12 protein-coding genes are annotated in these 17955 nt (G+C 67.9%); 9 read left to right on the top strand and 3 right to left on the bottom strand.

Going from position 1 to position 17955, the window contains the following annotated elements:
• Window positions 1-2: 2 nt before the first annotated feature.
• Genes ACXJKM_RS24700 through ACXJKM_RS24690 form a run of 3 tightly spaced genes read left to right on the top strand, consistent with a single transcriptional unit; the run spans window position 3 to window position 3174 of the window.
• Window positions 3-1112 (top strand): sensor histidine kinase, encoded by a 1110-nt coding sequence (locus ACXJKM_RS24700; protein ID WP_457355886.1) that lies wholly within the window; start codon window positions 3-5, stop codon window positions 1110-1112.
• On the top strand, window positions 1109-1942 hold the full coding sequence (locus ACXJKM_RS24695) for a LytR/AlgR family response regulator transcription factor (RefSeq protein ID WP_457355885.1): 834 nt from the start codon (window positions 1109-1111) through the stop codon (window positions 1940-1942). Before ACXJKM_RS24700 ends, ACXJKM_RS24695 begins: the two co-directional genes overlap by 4 nt.
• A gap of 35 nt (window positions 1943-1977) precedes the next feature.
• Window positions 1978-3174, top strand: a complete 1197-nt coding sequence (locus ACXJKM_RS24690; RefSeq protein ID WP_457355884.1) for a hypothetical protein — start codon at window positions 1978-1980, stop codon at window positions 3172-3174.
• Between the two features lie 169 nt (window positions 3175-3343).
• On the opposite strand, the gene ACXJKM_RS24685 is transcribed toward ACXJKM_RS24690, so the two are convergent.
• Complete coding sequence (locus tag ACXJKM_RS24685) at window positions 3344-4138, bottom strand: alpha/beta fold hydrolase (protein ID WP_457355883.1); 795 nt, start codon at window positions 4136-4138, stop codon at window positions 3344-3346.
• Window positions 4139-4378: 240 nt separating this feature from the next.
• Between ACXJKM_RS24685 and ACXJKM_RS24680 the strand changes: the two genes are divergently transcribed.
• Window positions 4379-5449, top strand: a complete 1071-nt coding sequence (locus ACXJKM_RS24680) for a glycine zipper 2TM domain-containing protein (RefSeq protein ID WP_457355882.1) — start codon at window positions 4379-4381, stop codon at window positions 5447-5449.
• Window positions 5450-5480: 31 nt separating this feature from the next.
• Here the strand turns inward: ACXJKM_RS24680 and ppc are convergent, their stop codons facing one another.
• Window positions 5481-8279 carry a phosphoenolpyruvate carboxylase gene (gene ppc / locus ACXJKM_RS24675; RefSeq protein WP_457355881.1) on the bottom strand — a complete coding sequence of 933 codons (2799 nt, stop codon included), beginning with the start codon at window positions 8277-8279 and terminating at the stop codon, window positions 5481-5483.
• Window positions 8280-8369: 90 nt separating this feature from the next.
• On the bottom strand, window positions 8370-9605 hold the full coding sequence (locus tag ACXJKM_RS24670) for a cytochrome-c peroxidase (protein ID WP_457355880.1): 1236 nt from the start codon (window positions 9603-9605) through the stop codon (window positions 8370-8372).
• 104 nt (window positions 9606-9709) lie between these two features.
• On the opposite strand from ACXJKM_RS24670, the gene ACXJKM_RS24665 reads away from it, so the two are divergent.
• From ACXJKM_RS24665 to ACXJKM_RS24645, 5 genes are all read left to right on the top strand, one after another.
• A complete protein-coding gene (locus ACXJKM_RS24665; protein WP_457355879.1) occupies window positions 9710-11212 on the top strand; it encodes an ATP-binding protein in 1503 nt (500 codons plus the stop codon).
• Window positions 11209-11898: a response regulator gene (locus ACXJKM_RS24660; protein WP_457355878.1), complete on the top strand. Its 690-nt coding sequence runs from the start codon at window positions 11209-11211 to the stop codon at window positions 11896-11898. Before ACXJKM_RS24665 ends, ACXJKM_RS24660 begins: the two co-directional genes overlap by 4 nt.
• A gap of 522 nt (window positions 11899-12420) precedes the next feature.
• Window positions 12421-15501: a TonB-dependent receptor gene (locus tag ACXJKM_RS24655; protein ID WP_457355877.1), complete on the top strand. Its 3081-nt coding sequence runs from the start codon at window positions 12421-12423 to the stop codon at window positions 15499-15501.
• A 172-nt stretch (window positions 15502-15673) separates the two neighbouring features.
• On the top strand, window positions 15674-17224 hold the full coding sequence (locus ACXJKM_RS24650; protein WP_457355876.1) for a tryptophan halogenase family protein: 1551 nt from the start codon (window positions 15674-15676) through the stop codon (window positions 17222-17224).
• A gap of 16 nt (window positions 17225-17240) precedes the next feature.
• Window positions 17241-17936, top strand: a complete 696-nt coding sequence (locus tag ACXJKM_RS24645) for a SapC family protein (protein WP_457355875.1) — start codon at window positions 17241-17243, stop codon at window positions 17934-17936.
• Window positions 17937-17955 lie beyond the last annotated feature (19 nt).

Here is a 17955-nt window from a genome sequence, read left to right as displayed (position 1 = left end):
ACATGCCCTTCTTCAAGCGTCGCGCGCCAGCGCACCACAGCGTCTGGCACGAGTCCATGCAGCTCAGCCAATGGCTGGGCTTCGCGGCCACCGAGCTGCCTGAACTGCCCGAGCTCAACAAGGCGCCGCTGCTGGACCCGACGCGCGCCTTCGACGTCTGCCACGTTGGCCTGGTGCTGCGCGCCGTGCTTGGCGTGCAGCTGTTGCTGGCCCTGGGGGTAGCCGTCGTCGCGCGCGATGCCGGCCAATGGCTGACGCTGACGGCCAACGGCACGGTCGTGACCATGTTCGCCGTGCTGTCCTGGCTGCTCGTCGTCTGCGCGGCCAAGCGGCTGTGGCCGCGCCTGCCCGAGCCGGTGCAGTGGGGCGCGCTGATGCTGCTCGGCGCCGTCGGTGCCTTGATGGGCTTTGGCCTGCTGAGCCTGACGAGCGAAGACCCGGCTGGCGCCTGGCGCGTCGCCAGCATCGCCGTCTGTGGCGCCAGCGGCGCGGCCCTGCTGCTGGCCTGGCTCAAGATGCGCGAGCACACCCAGCGCCCGGCCGACGCCTTGGCTCAGCTCGTCGAGCTGCAGTCGCGCATCCGGCCGCACTTCCTGTTCAACACGCTGAACAGTGCCATCGCCCTGGTGCAAATCGACCCGGCGCGCGCCGAGAGCGTGCTGGAGGACCTGGCCGAGCTTTTCCGCGTCGCCCTGGCCGACGCCAGCGCCTCGGTCACGCTGGCCGAGGAGGTCGAGCTGGCGCGTCGCTACCTCGCCATTGAGCAGATCCGCTTCGGCAAGCGGCTGCGCATCGTCTGGCACCTCGACCCCGAGGCGAACAGCGTGCGCGTACCGCCGCTGCTGCTGCAGCCGCTGGTGGAGAACGCCGTGCGCCATGGCGTCGAGCCCAATGACGAGGGCGGCGAGCTGGAGGTCACCACGATGCGCCGCGGCGCCGAGGTCGAGATCCGCATCGTCAACACCGTCGGCGGGCCGACGCGAACGGCCGGCCATGGCCTGGCCCTGCGCAATGTGCGTCAGCGGCTGAAGCTGATGCACGATGTCGCGGCGCGCTTCGAGCTCGAATCCACCGAGCAGCGCTTTTCCTTGCGTATCCTGGTGCCGTTATGACCACAGCCCTGCGCGTCCTCCTCGTCGACGACGAACCTCTGGCCCGGCTGCGCCTGCGCGGCCTGGTCGACGCCATCCAGGAACCGCGCTGCGAGGTCGTCGCCGAGGCGGCCACCGGTTCCCAGGCCGCGGCCTGGCTGCGCGAGCATGGCTGCGACATCGTGCTGCTGGACGTGCAGATGCCCGGCGCCGACGGCCTGCAATTCGCCGACAGCCTGGCCCAGCGTCAGGCGGACCAGCCCGGCCTGCCGGCGCCACTGATCATCTTCGTCACGGCCCACGCCATGCATGCGCTGCGCGCCTTCGAACTCGACGCGCTCGACTACCTGACCAAGCCCGTGCGCCGCGAGCGCTTGCAGGCCGCCCTGGCCCGCGCCGCGCAGCGCCTGGCCGAGCGGGGTGCCGCCCAGGCCCAGCAGCCGTTGGACGCGCCTGCCGCAACCGATACGGCTGACTTCGTCACGCTGACCGACCGGGGCCGCCTGCTGCGCGTGCCGATCGCGGAGGTGCTGTATTTCAAGGCCGAACTGAAATACCTGACGCTGCGCACCGCCAGCGAAAGCCATGTGATGGACGGGGCGCTGTCCGACCTGGAGCAGCGCTTCGGCGAGCGCTTCCTGCGTGTGCACCGCAACGCGTTGGTGGCGCGCTGGGCCGTGCGCGAACTGGAGCGCCACGCGCCGACATCCTTCGGCGAACTGGATGGCGGTGACTCCGCCGAGGTGGCCGACAGCTGGGCGGTGCGCGTCGTCCATGTCGACGAATGGCTGGCCGTGTCACGGCGCCAGGTGGCGGCCGTGCGCGAGGCACTGGCGGGACAGGCGCGTTGAGGCGAGGCAGGAGGTGGCTGGCGTTGGGCCTGCTGATGCTGGCGACTGCCGGCGGCCTGGCCGGGTGGCGGGTGTGGCGGCCACCGCAGCCCAGCTCGGCGGCGCCAGTCGCCGCGCCATCGGTCGCGGCCAGCTCGACGCCGGTGCCAGCGCTGGCGACTGCGGCCGCGCGGTCCATCGCGGCCTCCGTGGTGCAGCCACAGGCCAGCGGGCCGGCGGGCGCCGAGTCGAAGGAATTCGTCGAGGTCTGCGGCTTCGGCCGGGTGAAGCGTGCCGACATGGATGGCAAGAGCGAGGAGCCGCCGCCTTGGGCGCAGGTCTGGGAGCGGCAGGCCGAGGAGGGCAGGGCCAGCCTGCTCAGGCGTTTGGAGGCGGGTAGCCCGGGGCAGCGTATCTCCGCCGCCGTGCTGCGTGACGACGTGCAGGCGGCCGCCGCGCTCGCGGCCACGACCACCGACGCGGCAGCCTATCGCCTGGCACTGAGTGCCTGCCGCAACGATGCAGCCCGCCGAGTTGCTGCCGCCAGGCCGCCTTTGCCGCCGGCGTCGTATCCCAGTGGCGTGTTCCTGACAGAACCGCAGGCCCCCGGTCCTCTGCCGACGGCCTGTGCCGCACTGACCCTGGAAAGGCTGGAGCTGCTCAACCCTGGCGACGCCTGGCCCTGGCAAGCCCGCATGCAGGACAGCCAGCAGCGTGGCGACGCAGCGGGTGTTTCCCAGGCCCTCTATCAATTCGCCCAGCGTGCCCGCACGGCCCCGCCATTCAGGCCGCTATCCATCGCCATGGCCGAAGTCGCGGCGGCCGAGCCGACGCCGGAGGAGGCCATGGCTCTGATGATGGTGCTTGGGAAAGACATGGCCATCATGCAAAGCCCGCACTTCGAGATCTCGCGCGCCTGCCGCCCCGAAACGCTCGGTGATGCCAACAGGCGCCAGCTTTGCGAGCAAGCCGTGCGACGCCTGCCCGAGATGACGACGGAGCTCATCGAAGCCAGCCTGCTGTACAGGCTGGAGGAGCGCGTCGGCCTGGTGCACAGCGCCAAGGCTCTGCAGCGCGATGAGGGCAACCGGGTCCTTGAGGCGATGGCGGCAGACTCGATGCGGTGGTTGAAAGAGCCCAACTGTGGCGGCCTCAGCCGCATGGGGCGACAGCTCGCCCTGCTGGCTCGCCAGGGCGAGCTGGCCTATGCCCGCACGGTGATGAAGGACAGGCCGGCATCCGCGCCACCCTGAGGCGGCCGGCCTTGCCTATGTTGACGGCATGACTGCACGGACGCATCGCTGGTTTGGGATCGTGGCAGCCGGGGTGACGGCCTACCGGCGGCGTCGAGTGCCGGTTCGGCCGTCCTGGCGCGCATCATGGCCACGCCGCGCCAGCCAGCCTCTGCCAGCAAGGGTTGAGTCAACCTGCTGGTACCCGCTGCATCGCCCTCAGGCTCTCCAGCACCAGCCCATTGACCCGCGCCGCCTCCGTGATCGGCGCCATGTGCCCGGCACCGTCCAGCATCCTGAGCTTCACCAGCGGCAGCCGCACCGACAGGCTCTGCGCCACGCGGCGGGCGCTGGCGCGGGTGGCGCTGCCGCAGATCAGTTGCACCGGCATGCGCAGCAGGTCCAGCAAGCTGTCGCTCCATTGCGCGGCGAACAGGGCCTCGAAATGGCGGCGCACTGTCGGCATGGCTTCGGCGATACGCAGCTGCGCGGCGATGTCCATCTCGGGCCAGACGTCGCGGCCCTGCCAATAGGCGCAGAAACCGCGCGCGGCGCCGAAATCGTCGCTGCGGTCGAGTGCGGCACCCAGCGTGGCGGCGACCGCGCTGATTTCTTCCCACTCCGGCTCGTTCGGACCCAGGGCTGGCAGCACGCCGAAGGCCACGGGTTCGTACAAGGTCAGCGACAGCACGCGCTGCGGCTGCTGCAGGGCCATCTGCAGGGCGACGGCGCCTCCATAGCTGTGGCCGACGAGATGAAAGCCCTGGTTGGTTGCGAACGGCAAGCCGGCGAGCACGCCGTTGGCTTCGACCGACAGCTGGCTGGGCATCAGCTCCGGCCAGTCGGGCCGGCCGCCATGGCCGTAGAGATCGGGCGTGTGCCACTGCCAGGCGTCACTACCCTGGGCAACGAGGCGGCGCCATTGCTTGCCGCTGGCGGCGCTGGAGTGCAGGCAGACGACGGGGGTGGCTTGGGACTCGGTCATGGCGATCTCCGGTATGTGGCGGCATCCTCCGGTGCGTGTGTTTCAAGCAGGCTGCGAAGGGCCGGGCGTTTGTTTCATTCGTTTCAGGCCGCCGCGCCGGCGGGCGGCGCAGGGGATCACGAACCCAGTCGCATGGAAGGGGCTGTAGGTATGGGCCTACCCGTGAGCAGGCCGCAGGCCGATGTTTGCTGCACTGCGGTGGCGCCTAGGCTGGGGCTCCCCAATCAACAGGAGCGCGCAATGAAGCACGCCAAGCATTTCTCGGCAACGGCCCTGGCCTGCGCGCTGGTGGCCGGCACGCCCTTCCTGGCCGAGCCAGCCCAGGCGCAGCAGCGCAGCAGCCAGGTGGCGATGCTGCGCGTGACGGGCTTCGACGTCGAACAGGTCGACCGCCTCGAGCCGGGCGCCGAGCTGAACTTCACGGTCTGGGGCACGCCGGGGGCAAACGTGCTGCTGCAGATCGACGGCAGCCGGCGCACGGTGCGCCTGGACGAGACCAGCGCGGGCCGCTATCAGGGCAGCTACATCATTGGCCGCTCGGACCGCATCGGGCCGGATTCGCGGGTGCATGCCAATCTGCGCCGTGACAACCGCGTCACGACGGCGCTGCTGGGCGAAGCGCTGCAGGCGGGCTGGCCGGTGCCGGGCGAGACGGCCCTGCGGCCGGAGATCCAGTCCATGGATGTTGTGCGCGAACGCGGCCGTGGCCGCGCCGAGGCGCTGCGCTACACCTTGCGTGGCACACCAGGTGGCCAGGCCTCCGTGCTGCTGCAGGGCAGCGAGACGCGCAACATCGTCCTCGAGGAGATTCGCCCCGGCGAATATGCCGGCACCTATGTGCTGCCGCGCGGCGCCTGGGTGGATACCGAGCGGCCTCTGACGGCCCAGTTGCGCCTGGGGGACCGCAGCGTGCGCAGCAGCGTGCCCAATGCGTATGCCAGTGTGAACCTGCCGCCGCGCCGCGCCGAGGCCTGCTATGACTGCGCGACCGTGCAGGCCGTGAATGCCGTGCAGGTCGACGGCGAGGGCCGCGTGCTGGGCACGGTGGCCGGCGGCGTGCTGGGCGCGGTGGTGGGCAGCCAGTTCGGCAAGGGCGATGGCCGCACGGCCGCGGGCGTGGCCGGAGCAGTGGGCGGCGCGCTGCTGGGCCGCGAGATCCAGAAGCGCAACAGCGAGCGCACGCAGTATGAAGTGGTGGTGCGCACGAACGACGGCCAGCAGCGCACGGTTGTCTATGCCGACCCGCCGTCTTTCCGCGTGGGCGACACGGTGCGCGTCGTTGGCGACACGCTGGCGGCCTACCAGCGCTAGCGTCCAGGCGACGCGGTCGGGGGCGTGCGCTTCAACCGGTGTTGCGCAGCCCCGCGGCGATGCCGTTGATGGACAGATGGATGCCGCGCTGCACGCGCTCCATGGCCGGGTCGTCGGCCTGGGTGCGGCGGTAGCGGCGCATCAGCTCGACCTGCAGGTGGTTGAGCGGATCGATGTAGGGAAAGCGGTGCTCGATGGAGCGGGCCAGCGACGGGTTGGCCGCAAGGCGCTTGTCGTCGCCGGTGATGAGGCTCAGCGCCGCTTGCGTGAGGTCGAACTCGGCGCGGATGGCCGTGAAGATGCGCTTGCCGAGCTTCTTGTCTTCCACCAGCTCGACGTAGCGCTCGGCCAGGGCCAGGTCGGTCTTGGCCAGCACCATGTCGAGGTTGGACAGCAGCGCGCGGAAGAAGGGCCAGCCCTTGAGCATGCGCTTGAGCAGGGCCAGGTTCTTGGCGCGCTGTGCCGGCTCTTCGCCGAGGAAGGCCTCCACGCCGGAGCCGAAGCCGCACCAGCCGGGCAGGGCGACGCGGGCCTGGCCCCAGGAAAAGCCCCAGGGGATGGCGCGCAGGTCTTCGATGGCGCGCGTAGCCTTGCGTGAGGCCGGGCGYGAGCCGATGTTCAGCTCGGCGATCTCGCGGATCGGCGTGCTGGCGAAGAAGTAGTCGGCAAAGCCGGGCGTGTCGTAGACGAGACCGCGGTAGGCGTCGAAGCTTGCGTCCGACAGCGCCTGTGCAGCCTGCAAAAAGCCCTTGGGCGCGCTCTGCGTCGGATGCAGCAGCGTGGCCTCCAGCGTGGCGGCCACCAGCGTTTCCAGGTTGCGCCGGCCGATCTCCGGGTGGGCGTACTTGGAGGCGATGACCTCGCCCTGCTCGGTCAGGCGGATCTGGCCGTTCACGGTGCCGGGAGGCTGGGCCAGGATGGCCTGATAGCTCGGGCCGCCGCCGCGGCCGACGGTGCCGCCACGGCCGTGGAAGAGGCGTAGCGTGATGGGGCCGACGCGCTTCAATTCGTCGAACAGCKCGACCAGCKCGATCTCGGCGCGGTAGAGCTCCCAGGACGACGTGAACATGCCGCCGTCCTTGTTGCTGTCTGAGTAGCCCAGCATGATGTCCTGCTCGCCGCTCGAACGGTCCACCAGGCCGCGCACGCCGGGCAGGGCGTAGAACTCGCGCATGATGTCCGGCGCGACGCGCAGGTCGCCAATGGTCTCGAACAGCGGCACGATGATGAGGTCGCTGACCGCATACTCGGTCAGCACGCCGCGCAGCAGGCCGGTTTCCTTCAGCAGCAGGGCCACTTCCAGCAGGTCGGACACCGACTCGGTGTGCGAAATGATGTAGTGGCGCAGCGCCTCGCGGCCGAAGCGGGCCAGGGCCTCGCGGGCGGCTTCGAAGGTGGCGAGTTCGAACAGCGTCTTGTCGGTATAGCTCGCGCCGATGACGCGCAGCGGGCGGGCGTCGTTCAGCAGCTTCAGCAGCAGTTCGCGCTTGGCGGCTTCATCGAGCGCCGGGTAGTCGGCCTCGATCCGGGCCGTGGCCAGCAACTCCGCCAGCACCAGCTCGTGCTGGTCGCTGCTCTGGCGCAGGTCCAGCGTGGCGAGGTGGAAACCGAACACCTGCACGGCGCGGACCAGCGGGCTCAACCGCGGTGCGATCAGTGCTTCGGCATGGTGGCTCTTCAGCGAGGCCTCGATGATGCGCAGGTCGGCCAGCAGCTCATCGGGTGTGCGATAGGGGTCTTGCGGCGCGACGGCATGGCGCAGCGCCTCGGTGCCGGTCAGCGCATGCAGGGTGGCGGCCAGGCGGGCATACATGCCCGTCAGCGCACGGCGGTAAGGCTCGTCCATGCGATGGACGTTCTGGTCGGGGCTGCGCTCGGCGAGCTTCTGCATGTCGGCAGAGACGCCCGTCAGGTGCAGCGAGATGGACAGCTCCGCGCCCAACTCGTGCAGTTCGGTCAGGTAGTGGCGCAGCGCCACCTCACTCTGGCGCTGCATGGCGCGCTTGAGCGTCACGGCGCYGACGTTGGGRTTGCCGTCGCGGTCGCCGCCKATCCAKTKRCCCATGCGCAGGAAGCTGGGCAGTTGCTCGCCGGGCAGGTGCTCCTCCAGCTCGGCATAGAGCTTGGGAATCTGGCGCAGGAAGGTGGACTGGTAGTAGGAGAGCGCGTTCTCGATCTCGTCGGCCACCGTCAGCTTGGAGTAGCGCAGCATGCGCGTCTGCCAGAGTTGGGTGATGCGGGCGCGCAGCAGGCCCTCGGTGTCGCGCAGCTCACGCTCCGTGCCGGCTCGGTCACGCGCTTCCAACAGGCCGGCCACGGCGCGCTCGGCGTCCAGGATGCTCTTGCGCTGCACCTCGGTCGGGTGGGCCGTCAGCACCGGCGAGATGAAGCCGCGCTTGAGCACCTCGGCGATCTCGGTCGGGCGGATGCCGGCCTCGTGCAGATGCTCCAGGCAATAGGCCAGCGAGCCGGGCTGCAGGCTGCCGGCTCGCTCGTGCACGTCGCGGCGGCGGATGTGGTGACGATCCTCGGCGATGTTGGCCAGATGCGAGAAATAGCTGAAGGCGCGGATGACGCTGACGGCCTGCTCGCCGGACAGGCTCTTCAGCAGCTTGTCGAAGCGCTTGCCGGCCTCCTTGTCGTGCTTGTGGCGATAGGCCACCGACAGCTGGCGGATGCGCTCGACCAGCTCGTAGGCCTCGCGCCCCTCCTGTTCGCGGATGACGTCGCCGAGGATGCGCCCGAGCAGCCGGATGTCGGCCACCAGCGGTTCATTCTTGTCGGCCTTTTTGTCGATCTCTTGGCGGGCAGGAGCGGCTCGTGAGGGCATGGCAGGTCGTCCGAGAAGGAATTGCTATAGGAGAAGTAACCAAGTTACCTCTCCGTGACTCTAGCAGTTTCTTCTCAGGAGCGGACCCCTTCACTGTGCCGCCGGCGCTGTCGCGAAACCGTCGCTGAGCGTGCGCAGGAAGGCGACAACGTCGGTCACGTCCTGGGCGGTCAGGGTCGGCGGCTGGCCGGCGCGCCGGAAGGGTGCGCCTTGCTGGACATTGCCGTGGTAGAGGGCGGGCAGGTCGTTGTAGACCAGGGCCTGTCCGTTGACGGTCGGGTACCAGCGCGCCGGATCGAGGTCACGCGTGGCGTAGAAGGCGACGGCGTCTTCGAGTGCGGCGAAGCGGGCGTTGTGGAAGTACGGTCCCGTCAAGGCGACGTTGCGCAGCGTCGGCGTGCGGAACATGCCGCACAGGTCGGCGCGGCCAGCGAGGTCGCTGCGGGCGCACAGGCCGAGATCGAAGAAGGCCGGATTGGCGGTGGCCTGGCTCTGGTTGCGCGGCACGCCGAGGGCGTGATAGCTGAAGTTGGTGAACAGGGCGCGGTTCAGGCCTGGCTGGATTTGAACAGGCCGGCTGTCATGGCAGCTGGCGCAGTTGCCGCGCTGCGGGTCGTTGAACAGATTGAGGCCGCGCTGCTCCTGGGCGGTGAAGGTGGCGCGGCCGTCCTGGACCGCGTCGAACTTGCTTGTGAACGGATGGAACCTGGCGTCATCGGCCTGGTAGCGGGCGAGTGCGGTGACGGCGGCGTCGACCCACTGGTTGTCAGTCGCGGCGGCCGGCAGATTGGCTGCGGCACGCAGGTCGGCCGAATAGGGCAGGGCGCGCAACCGGGTTGCCAGCGCGGCGACGTCGGCATTGGCCATCTCGTCAGCATTGAACAGTGGCCCGCGCGCCTGCTCGCTGCGGTTGTTGGCGCGGCCATCCCAGAACAGCCCGCCGCGCGGCCGGCCCTGGGCGTCAAACCCAAAGGCGCCGGCCTGATCGAGGTAGCGAGCGCTGGGCGAACTGCGCAGGCCCTGGTGGGTGCCGTCGGCACCACCCAGGGGCAGGAAGCTGCCGGTTGCATCCGAATGGCCGCGCGCCTCGACGTGGCAGCTGGCGCAAGCCAGCTTGCCGCTGGCGGAGAGGCTGACCTCCTCGAACAACCGGTCGCCGACCTGGGCCAGCGTCGGCACGGGAACGGGCGCTGGCAAAGGCGTGCGGGGTGGGCGCTGGGCGGCGGCATCGGCGCTGGCGTCGGCAGCGGCGCCGCCAGCGCCGCCGCCGCAGCCAGCGAGCAGGCAGAGCAGCATTGCGGGCAGCAGGATGTGGCGGGCGAGCATGGCGGTCTCCTTCGTTGGCATGCCGCGAGCTTCCCGGCCGAGCGTGGGCCCAGCATGGAGAAACTGTGGAGGCCGGCTCCACAGTTGCCCGGCAAGATGCGCGCATGCGTCTTGTCCACCAGTTGTCTCTGCTTCTCATCACCATCGCGCTGGCGGCCGTCGCGGCCGTGGCCGGTCAAGTGGTCTGGAATCTGCGCGCCGGCTTCAGTGACTATCTGCAGGCTCAGGACGGCGAGCACCTGACGCGACTGATGGAAGCCGCCGAGCGAGACCTGGCCCGGCGCGGCGGGGCGCCGCAGGACTGGCGCCCGGCGCTGCGTGACTGGCTGGACACCGTGCGCGTGTCGACGGGGCATGGCGGCCCTGCTGAAGGACCACCGCCGGGCGGCCGGTCCGACGATCCGCCGCCACCGGAGCGTGGCGATCCCGAGGGCCGCCGTCCGCCGCCTGACCCGCGCCGCGACCCACCACCGCCGCGCCGCGATCCTTCCAATTTCGGCCCACGCGTCGTTGTGCTGGCTGCCGATGGCATCACCCCGCTGGCGGGCCGCCGCGAGACGCTGGGCCGCCCCGGCCAGACCCGCGCCATCAAGCTCAATGGCCAGACGCTGGCCGTGCTGCGGCTGGCGGAACGTGCCGGGCCGGCCGAGGGGGTGGACGCCAGTTTCATGCGACGGCAGTACATCGGCTTGGGCGTTGTGGTCGGGGGTGTCCTCATCGTGGCCTTGGTGCTGGCACGGCTGCTCGCCGTGCGCTGGGCGCGGCCATTGGCCGAGGCCCAGGTTGCGGCACGGCGGATCGCGGCGGGCGAGTTCGACGTGCGCCTGCCCGCGCCCCGCGATGGCGGCGGTGCCAGCGAGATCACAGGCCTGCACGCGGACATCAACGGCATGGCCGAGGCGCTGCAGCGACTGGAGAGCAGCCGCCAGCGTTGGATCGCCGAGCTGTCCCACGAGTTGCGCACGCCGCTGGCCGTGCTGCGTGGCGAGGTCGAGGCGCTGGTGGACGGCATACGGCCGCTGGACAGCACGGCGCTCACATCGCTGCAGGAAGAGATCAAGCGCCTTTCCCGCCTGGTTGAAGACTTCCATCTGCTGGCCACGTCGGAGCTGCGGTCCCTGCCTTGCGAGTTCGAGCCCGTGGCGCCGGTTGCGCTGCTGCAGGCGGCCCTTGAGCGCGTCGCGCCGCGTGCCAGGGCGCGGGGCCTGGTCATCGAGGCGCCCTTGCCGCAGGTGCTGCCGGCCGCGTGCTGGGATGCGGTGCGAGTCTCTCAACTGCTGGCCAATCTGCTTGAGAACAGCCTGCGCTACACCGAGGCTCCCGGCCTGCTGCAAGTGTCGGCGCGCTCGCTGGGCACGGCCATCGAGATCCGCATCGAAGACACACCGCCCGGCGTGGCGGAGGCCGAGCTGGACCGTCTGTTCGACCCGCTCTACCGTGTCGACCCCTCGCGCAGTCGCGCCTTTGGGGGCTCGGGCCTGGGCCTGGCCATCGCCCGTGCCATCGCGCTGGCCCATGGCGGCCGCCTGCACGCCGAGGCCTCGACGCTGGGCGGCCTGGCCATGGTGCTGACACTGCCGCTCAAACCCGAGGGAAATGGCCTATGAGCGATCTCATCCTGATCGTCGAGGACGAGCCCAAGCTGGCGGCCCTGGTGCGGGACTATCTGCAGGCCGCCGGCTACCGCAGCGAATGGCTGGCCGATGGCCGCCAGGCGCTGGAGAGGCTCAAGACCGGCCCGATGCCGGCGGCGGTGCTGCTGGACGTCATGCTGCCCGGGCTGGACGGCCTGGAGGTCTGCCGCGCCGTGCGCATGTTCAGCGACGTGCCCATCCTCATCAACAGCGCCCGTGTCGAGGAACTGGACCGGCTGCTTGGCCTGGAACTGGGCGCGGACGACTATGTCTGCAAGCCCTTCAGCCCGCGCGAACTCGTGGCCCGCGTGAAGGCCCTGCTGCGCCGCACCCAGGGACGGCTGGCGCCGGCCACACTGGTGCCGGCGGGTGGCGGCTTTGCGGTGGATGAGGCGGGCCAGCGCATCGTCTGGCAGGAGCAGGCGCTGTCGTTGACGCCGGTGGAGTTCCGCCTGTTGCGCCAGCTGCTGCAACAGCCGGGGCGCGTTTTCGAACGGTCGCAACTGCTGGATCTCATCCACGAGGACTTCCGCGACGTGTCCGACCGGGTTGTCGACAGCCACATCAAGAACATCCGCCGCAAGCTGGCGGCGCTGGAGCCAGCCCAGGAATGCATCGCTTCGGTGTACGGCGTGGGCTACCGGCTGGACCTGGCCTGAGCCTGCTTTCTCCACTGCGTTGCTTTTGGACAACTCATCACGGGCGCCGTACCTGCACTGAAACCAGAGGCACTCCTCTGGTGCCCAAGTGACCCATCATGGGCTTTCTGTCCCCATTCCGGGAAAACCAGACTGCGCCTGCAATTGAATCCTCCGCCACATTGGGATATTGTTGACAGCGTTGTCTATTTGAATTGACCCGCAGATCGATGTGCTCTTGGCAAGGATTCTGAGATCGCTACCAAAGCTCATCCCCGATGGTTGCGCGCAAGCGCACGATTCGCTGTCCGGCCACCCCGGAAAGAGCTGCTTTCGCAGGTGTTGTTGATTGCGCACACGGCAAGATCAACTCGCGTAAACCCCAGGAGTCATGGGGAGGCCAAAACGTACAGTACGCAGGCGCCTGCAACGGGCACTCTCTTTTTTGAGGAGTGCTGGTAACGCTACCAAGTGCTGGCATCAGCGGGCCATAGAGTCGTCATCAATCGGCGCTACAGCCGCTTAAAGCAAGTAAGGAGACAAATGAAACACCCTCAGATTTCCAAAGTTCGGCGTGGTCCCGTGCGGTCCATCCGGCTCAAGCCCGTTGCGTGGGCCTCATCGATCGCGTTGCTTACGGGTGCCGCGGCCGTGCATGCTCAGCAGGCTGGCGCTGCGGCACCTGCATCTGCGGCGTCGGCTGCTGCCAACTCCCTGGAGACCGTGGTCATCACGGGTATTCGCCGGTCCCTTGACAGCGCTGTCACCCTGAAGCGCGATTCACGCGGCTTGGTCGATGGCATCGTGGCCGAAGACATCGGCAAGTTCCCGGACACCAACCTGGCCGAGTCGATGCAGCGCATCGCCGGCGTGTCCATCGACCGGAACATGAGCGGTGAAGGCTCGCAAGTCACCGTTCGCGGCGTCGGCCCGCAGTTCAACATGGTGCTGCTGAACGGCCGGCAGATGCCGACCTCCAATGGTGCCGGCCGCGCCTTCGACTTTGCCAACCTGTCCTCCGACGCAGTTTCCGCGCTGGAGGTGTACAAGACCGCGCGAGCCTCGTCGCCGACGGGCGGTATCGGCGCCACCATCAACGTCAAGACGGCCCGCCCGCTGGATGTGCGCGAAACCATCGCCAGCATCGGCATCAAGGCCAACTATGACGAGTCGATCGGCCGCCTGCCGGGCGAGATTGCGGGCTCGAAGGTCACGCCAGAAATCTCCGGCATCTACAGCACGTCCTTCGGGGACCGCACGCTCGGCATCTCGATCAGCGGCAACTACTCGAAGCGCAATTCGGGCTCCAACAACGCCTTCACTGGCAACGGTTGGCAAACTCAGCCGATTACGAACGGTGCCGCCGGTACGGCGTATGACGGTGTTCCGGCCGGCAACCTGAAGAACTTCCCGACCAGCGGCTATGTGACGCACACGAATGACGTGCGTTACCGCGTGACCGATCTGGAGCGCGAGCGCATCAACGGTCAGGCCGTTCTGCAGTTCTCCCCGACGAAGGAACTGAAGTTCACGCTGGACCACACGATTGCCATCAACGCGACCAAGCAGAACGCCATTGAGAACTCCTCCTGGTTCGGCCCCTCGTATTCGGGCCCGTTGAATGGCCAGCCGCCCACGACCTTCACCGCCACGGGCCAGGTCTACGACCCGATCATCCAGACGGCCACCTGGGACGGCACGCACGACTTCGCGATGTACGCTGCCCAGCAGGCGGTCAAGACCAAGCTGAACTCCACCGGTTTCAATGCGGCATGGAAGGTCAGCGAGAAGCTGAACATCGATCTCGACGCTCACCATTCGACGTCCCGGACCAATCCGGACAGCCCCTACGGCGACACCAACGTCATTGACCTGGCAATGTTCAACCAGGGCAACACGACGATGTACTACGACCAGAAGTTCCCGGTCATGCAGTCGCCCGGCTTGAAGTACGACTCCAGCAAGACCACCGTCACGGGATCTCAGTTCACGAACAACATTTCGTACCAGGACGTCGACCAGGTCCAGGCCAGCGGCACCTACAAGCTCAGCGCCGACGACAAGCTGCTCGCCGGCCTCGGTTTCACCAAGCTGAAGAATCGTTCCGCCGGCTCGAACAACTTCCACGGCGACTGGGGTGGCATCGGCCCGCAAGGCTCGTTCAAGGACATGACCGTCGCCCAGTACAACATCGCCAGCTTCTACGGCCGGATTCCTGGCAGCAGCGACCCGCGCCAGTTCCCGACGTTCTTCGTGCCGAACTTCGACCAACTGCGTGCGCAGGCCGTCAAGAACGCGCAGTCGTATCGTCCGACGTCGCTCCCGGCGGGCAATCCGCTGAGCGCGGCGGAGGCAGATGCCTACTTCAAGCCGTATACGGACTTCACCAACGGCAACGATTGGCGCACCACCGAGAAGTCGACCGCGGCCTACGGTCAGTGGGACCACGCCTTCGACACCGTGATCCCGATGAACCTGTCGGTCGGTCTGCGCTATGAGCAGACGAAGATCACGTCCTCGTCACAAGTCACCTCCTACAACGCCACCACCTGGTATGCGGAAAACGAGGTGAGGCTCGATGGCGCAACCACGACCTTCGGTACCAAGGACGGCAAGTACAGCTATTGGCTGCCCAGCATCGACTGGGATGCCGACCTGACGTCCGATATCAAGGTGCGCGCGAGCTACGGTGTCAACATCGGTCGCCCGAACTTCGGCGACATGCTGGGCGGTGTCGCTCTGAACGCGAACTCTGGCCGCTACAACATCCACGGCGCCGGTTCGACCGGTGACCCGGCACTGAAGCCGCTGAAGTCCAAGAACTTGGACCTGTCTGCCGAGTACTACTACGCCAAGTCATCGTATGTGGCAGCAGGCGCCTTCTACAAGAAGGTGTCCGACTTCTTCACCACGAAGACGGTTCAGCAAACGTTCGTCGGCCTGAACCAGCCTGCCAGCGGCACGTATTTCGACGCTGCCCGGGCGTCGGGTATTCCTGCTGACAGTCCCAAGCTGCTGCGCAACTACATCTTCAAGAACTACAACGGCCAGCCGGGCGTCACGGTCACCGATGCCAGTGACCCGAACTTCCTGAAGGGCAACATTGCGGGCACGGTCCCCGGCGCCCAGCCGCTGATCTTCGACATCACGACGCCGTCCAATGCCGGTGGCGACAACATCAAGGGCCTGGAGTTCAACTTCCAGCACATGTTCAGCACCAGTGGCTTCGGCGTCTCGGGCAACTACACGCTGGTCCGCAGTGGCCTGAAGTACCGCAACGACGCGTCAAGCACCGATGTGCAGTCCCCTCTGGTGGGTGTCAGCGATTCCGCCAACGTGGTGGGCTTCTACGAAAACGACCAGTGGTCGATTCGTGCCGCCTACAACTGGCGCGATTCGTTCCTCTTGGGTAACGACAACGGCAACAACCCGCGGTACACCGAGGCCTATGGTCAGGTGGACGCGTCCATCGGCTACAAGATTGGCAAGAACCTGACCCTGCAGGCCGACTTGCTGAACTTGAACGATGGCTACATCCGCACCCATGGCCGCAGCAAGAACGAGATCATCTCCGCGATCCAGACGGGCCGCCGTTACCTGGTCGGTGCTCGCTATCGCTTCTGAGCGATGAGCACCGCCGCCCGGTAAACGCCCCTCGGGGCCGTTCGCCGGGCGACCCAGATTGGCCGAGGCGGGCGCGCAACGCCCACCTCGGCCAAATTTCCTTTCAGAATTCCTCGGCCTTTGCGGCGTGCCCGGCACCCGCACGGCCATACTTTGCGGGATGAGTTCCGAGGTGACGACAGCCGTTCGACGTATCGTGGTGCTGGGGGGAGGCTCGGCCGGTTGGTTGACGGCTGCGACCCTGGCGGCGGAACTGGGCGGTGACGGCCCCGACGCGCTGCAGATCACGCTCATCGAATCCCCCGACGTGCCCTCCATCGGCGTGGGCGAGGGCACCTGGCCGACGATGCGCGCCACGCTGCATCGCATCGGCCTCAGTGAAGTCGACCTGATCCGCGAATGCGACGCAGCCTTCAAGCAGGGCTCCTGCTTCGACGGCTGGCTGTACGGCGGTGCCGGTGATCGCTACTACCACCCCTTCACGTTGCCTCACGGCCATGGCGAGGCCGACCTGGCAGGCGCATGGCTGCAGGCGGGCGGCGAGCACGCGTTTGCCGAAAGCGTGGGTGCGCAGCCGCATGTGTGCGACGCGAGCCTGGCGCCCAAGCAGACGACGACGCCGGACTTCGCCGGCGTCCTCAACTACGGCTACCACTTCGACGCTGTCAAGCTCGGCCATCTGCTGCGCCGTCATGCGACGACGGTGCTCGGCGTTCGCCACATCGTCGATCACTTCGTCGCCGTGCGTTCGCACGAGAACGGCGACATCGCGGCGCTTGCGACCCGCGAGCACGGCGATCTCGAAGGCGATCTCTTCATCGACTGCTCCGGCATGGCCAGTTTGCTGCTGGGCCAGCACTACGGCGTCGGCCTCCGATGCCAAAAGGGCGTCCTCTTCAACGACAGCGCACTGGCCGTGCAGGTGCCGCATGCCGATGCCAAGGCGCCGCTCGCATCGGCCACCATCTCCACAGCCCATGCCGAGGGCTGGACGTGGGACATCGGCCTGCCCACGCGGCGCGGCATCGGCTTGGTGTTTTCAAGCAGCCATACCGACGATGCCGCCGCCGAGCGCGCGCTGCTGGGCCATCTGCAGCGCAACGGGCTGTCGCTGGGCGACGCAACGCCACGCCGGCTGAGCTTCAGCCCCGGCTACCGCGAGCATTTCTGGCATCGCAACTGCGTCGCCGTCGGGCTGTCTGCCGGCTTCATCGAGCCGCTGGAGGCGTCCGCGCTGGCGCTGGTCGAACTGTCGGCCGCGATGATCCGCGACGAGAGGCCTGCCAATCGCGCTGACATGGACCTCGTCGCCAAACGCTTCAACGAGGCCTTCGCCTACCGCTGGTCGCGCATCATCGACTTCCTGAAGCTGCACTATGTGCTGAGCCGCCGCGACGACGCGGACTACTGGCGCGAGCACCGCAGCGCAGCGACGCAACCCGAGTCGCTGCGCGAACTGCTGCAGCTCTGGGCTCACCGCGCGCCGTCGCGCAACGACTTCTATCGCAACGAAGAGGTCTTCCCCGCCGCGAGCTACCAGTACGTGCTCTATGGCATGCATTTCAAGCCCGCGCTGCGGGCCCCGCGTGCCGACCAGCGGACCCAAGCCGAAACCGGCCTCAAGGACGTGACGACAATCACCCGGCGGTTGCTGGGCGGCCTGCCCCGCCACCGCGATCTCATCCAACACATCCGCGAGCACGGCATGCCGCCGGCCGCTTGATTTCCAGAGCCCATCCATGCCGCAACTGCTCAACAACATCCAGCACAAGGACCTGCGCGTCATCACCCAGCGTGGCGCGCAATGGGGCGACGACATCATGTCGGCGCCCGTCACGGTGGACGAGTTCCGCAAGCTCCAGGCGCATTACCCCATCGTCTTCCAGCCTGACGGCAAGGGCGGCTTCGCGCCGGCGGCGCTGTTCGGCCTGCAGGAGGGGGAGAACCTGTTCCTGAACGAGCAGGGCTGGGATGCCGACTACCTGCCGCTGTCCGTGCAGCGCCTGCCGTTCTCCATCGGCATCGCCGATGACGAACTGCGCATGATGGTCGACATGGACAGCAAGCGCGTTAGCCTGGGCGCCGAGGGCGAGGCCGTGTTCCTGCCGCATGGCGGCACGACCGACTTCACCGAGAACGCGAACTCCGTGCTGCGCACGCTGCACGAGGGCCTGCAGACGACGACCGACTTCGTGCAGACGCTGACGCAGCACGAGCTGCTGGAGTCCTTCGTGCTCGACGTCGAGCGCCCGGACGGCTCGCGCGGCCAGCTGGTGGGCTTCTACATCATCCACGAGGAGCGCCTCGCCGCGCTGGACAGCAGCACCGTGGGCCTGCTGCACCAGGCCGACTACCTGCAGCCTATCTACATGGCCATCGCGTCGCTGTCCAACTTCACCAAGCTGATCAAGCGCCACCTCGCACGGGAGGTCTGAGCAGGATGTTGGAGCGCAG

The sequence above is a fragment of the Roseateles sp. P5_D6 genome, assembly GCF_054049415.1.
Note: the sequence above shows the minus strand (reverse complement) of the source record. Positions and strands in the feature narration are given on the sequence as shown.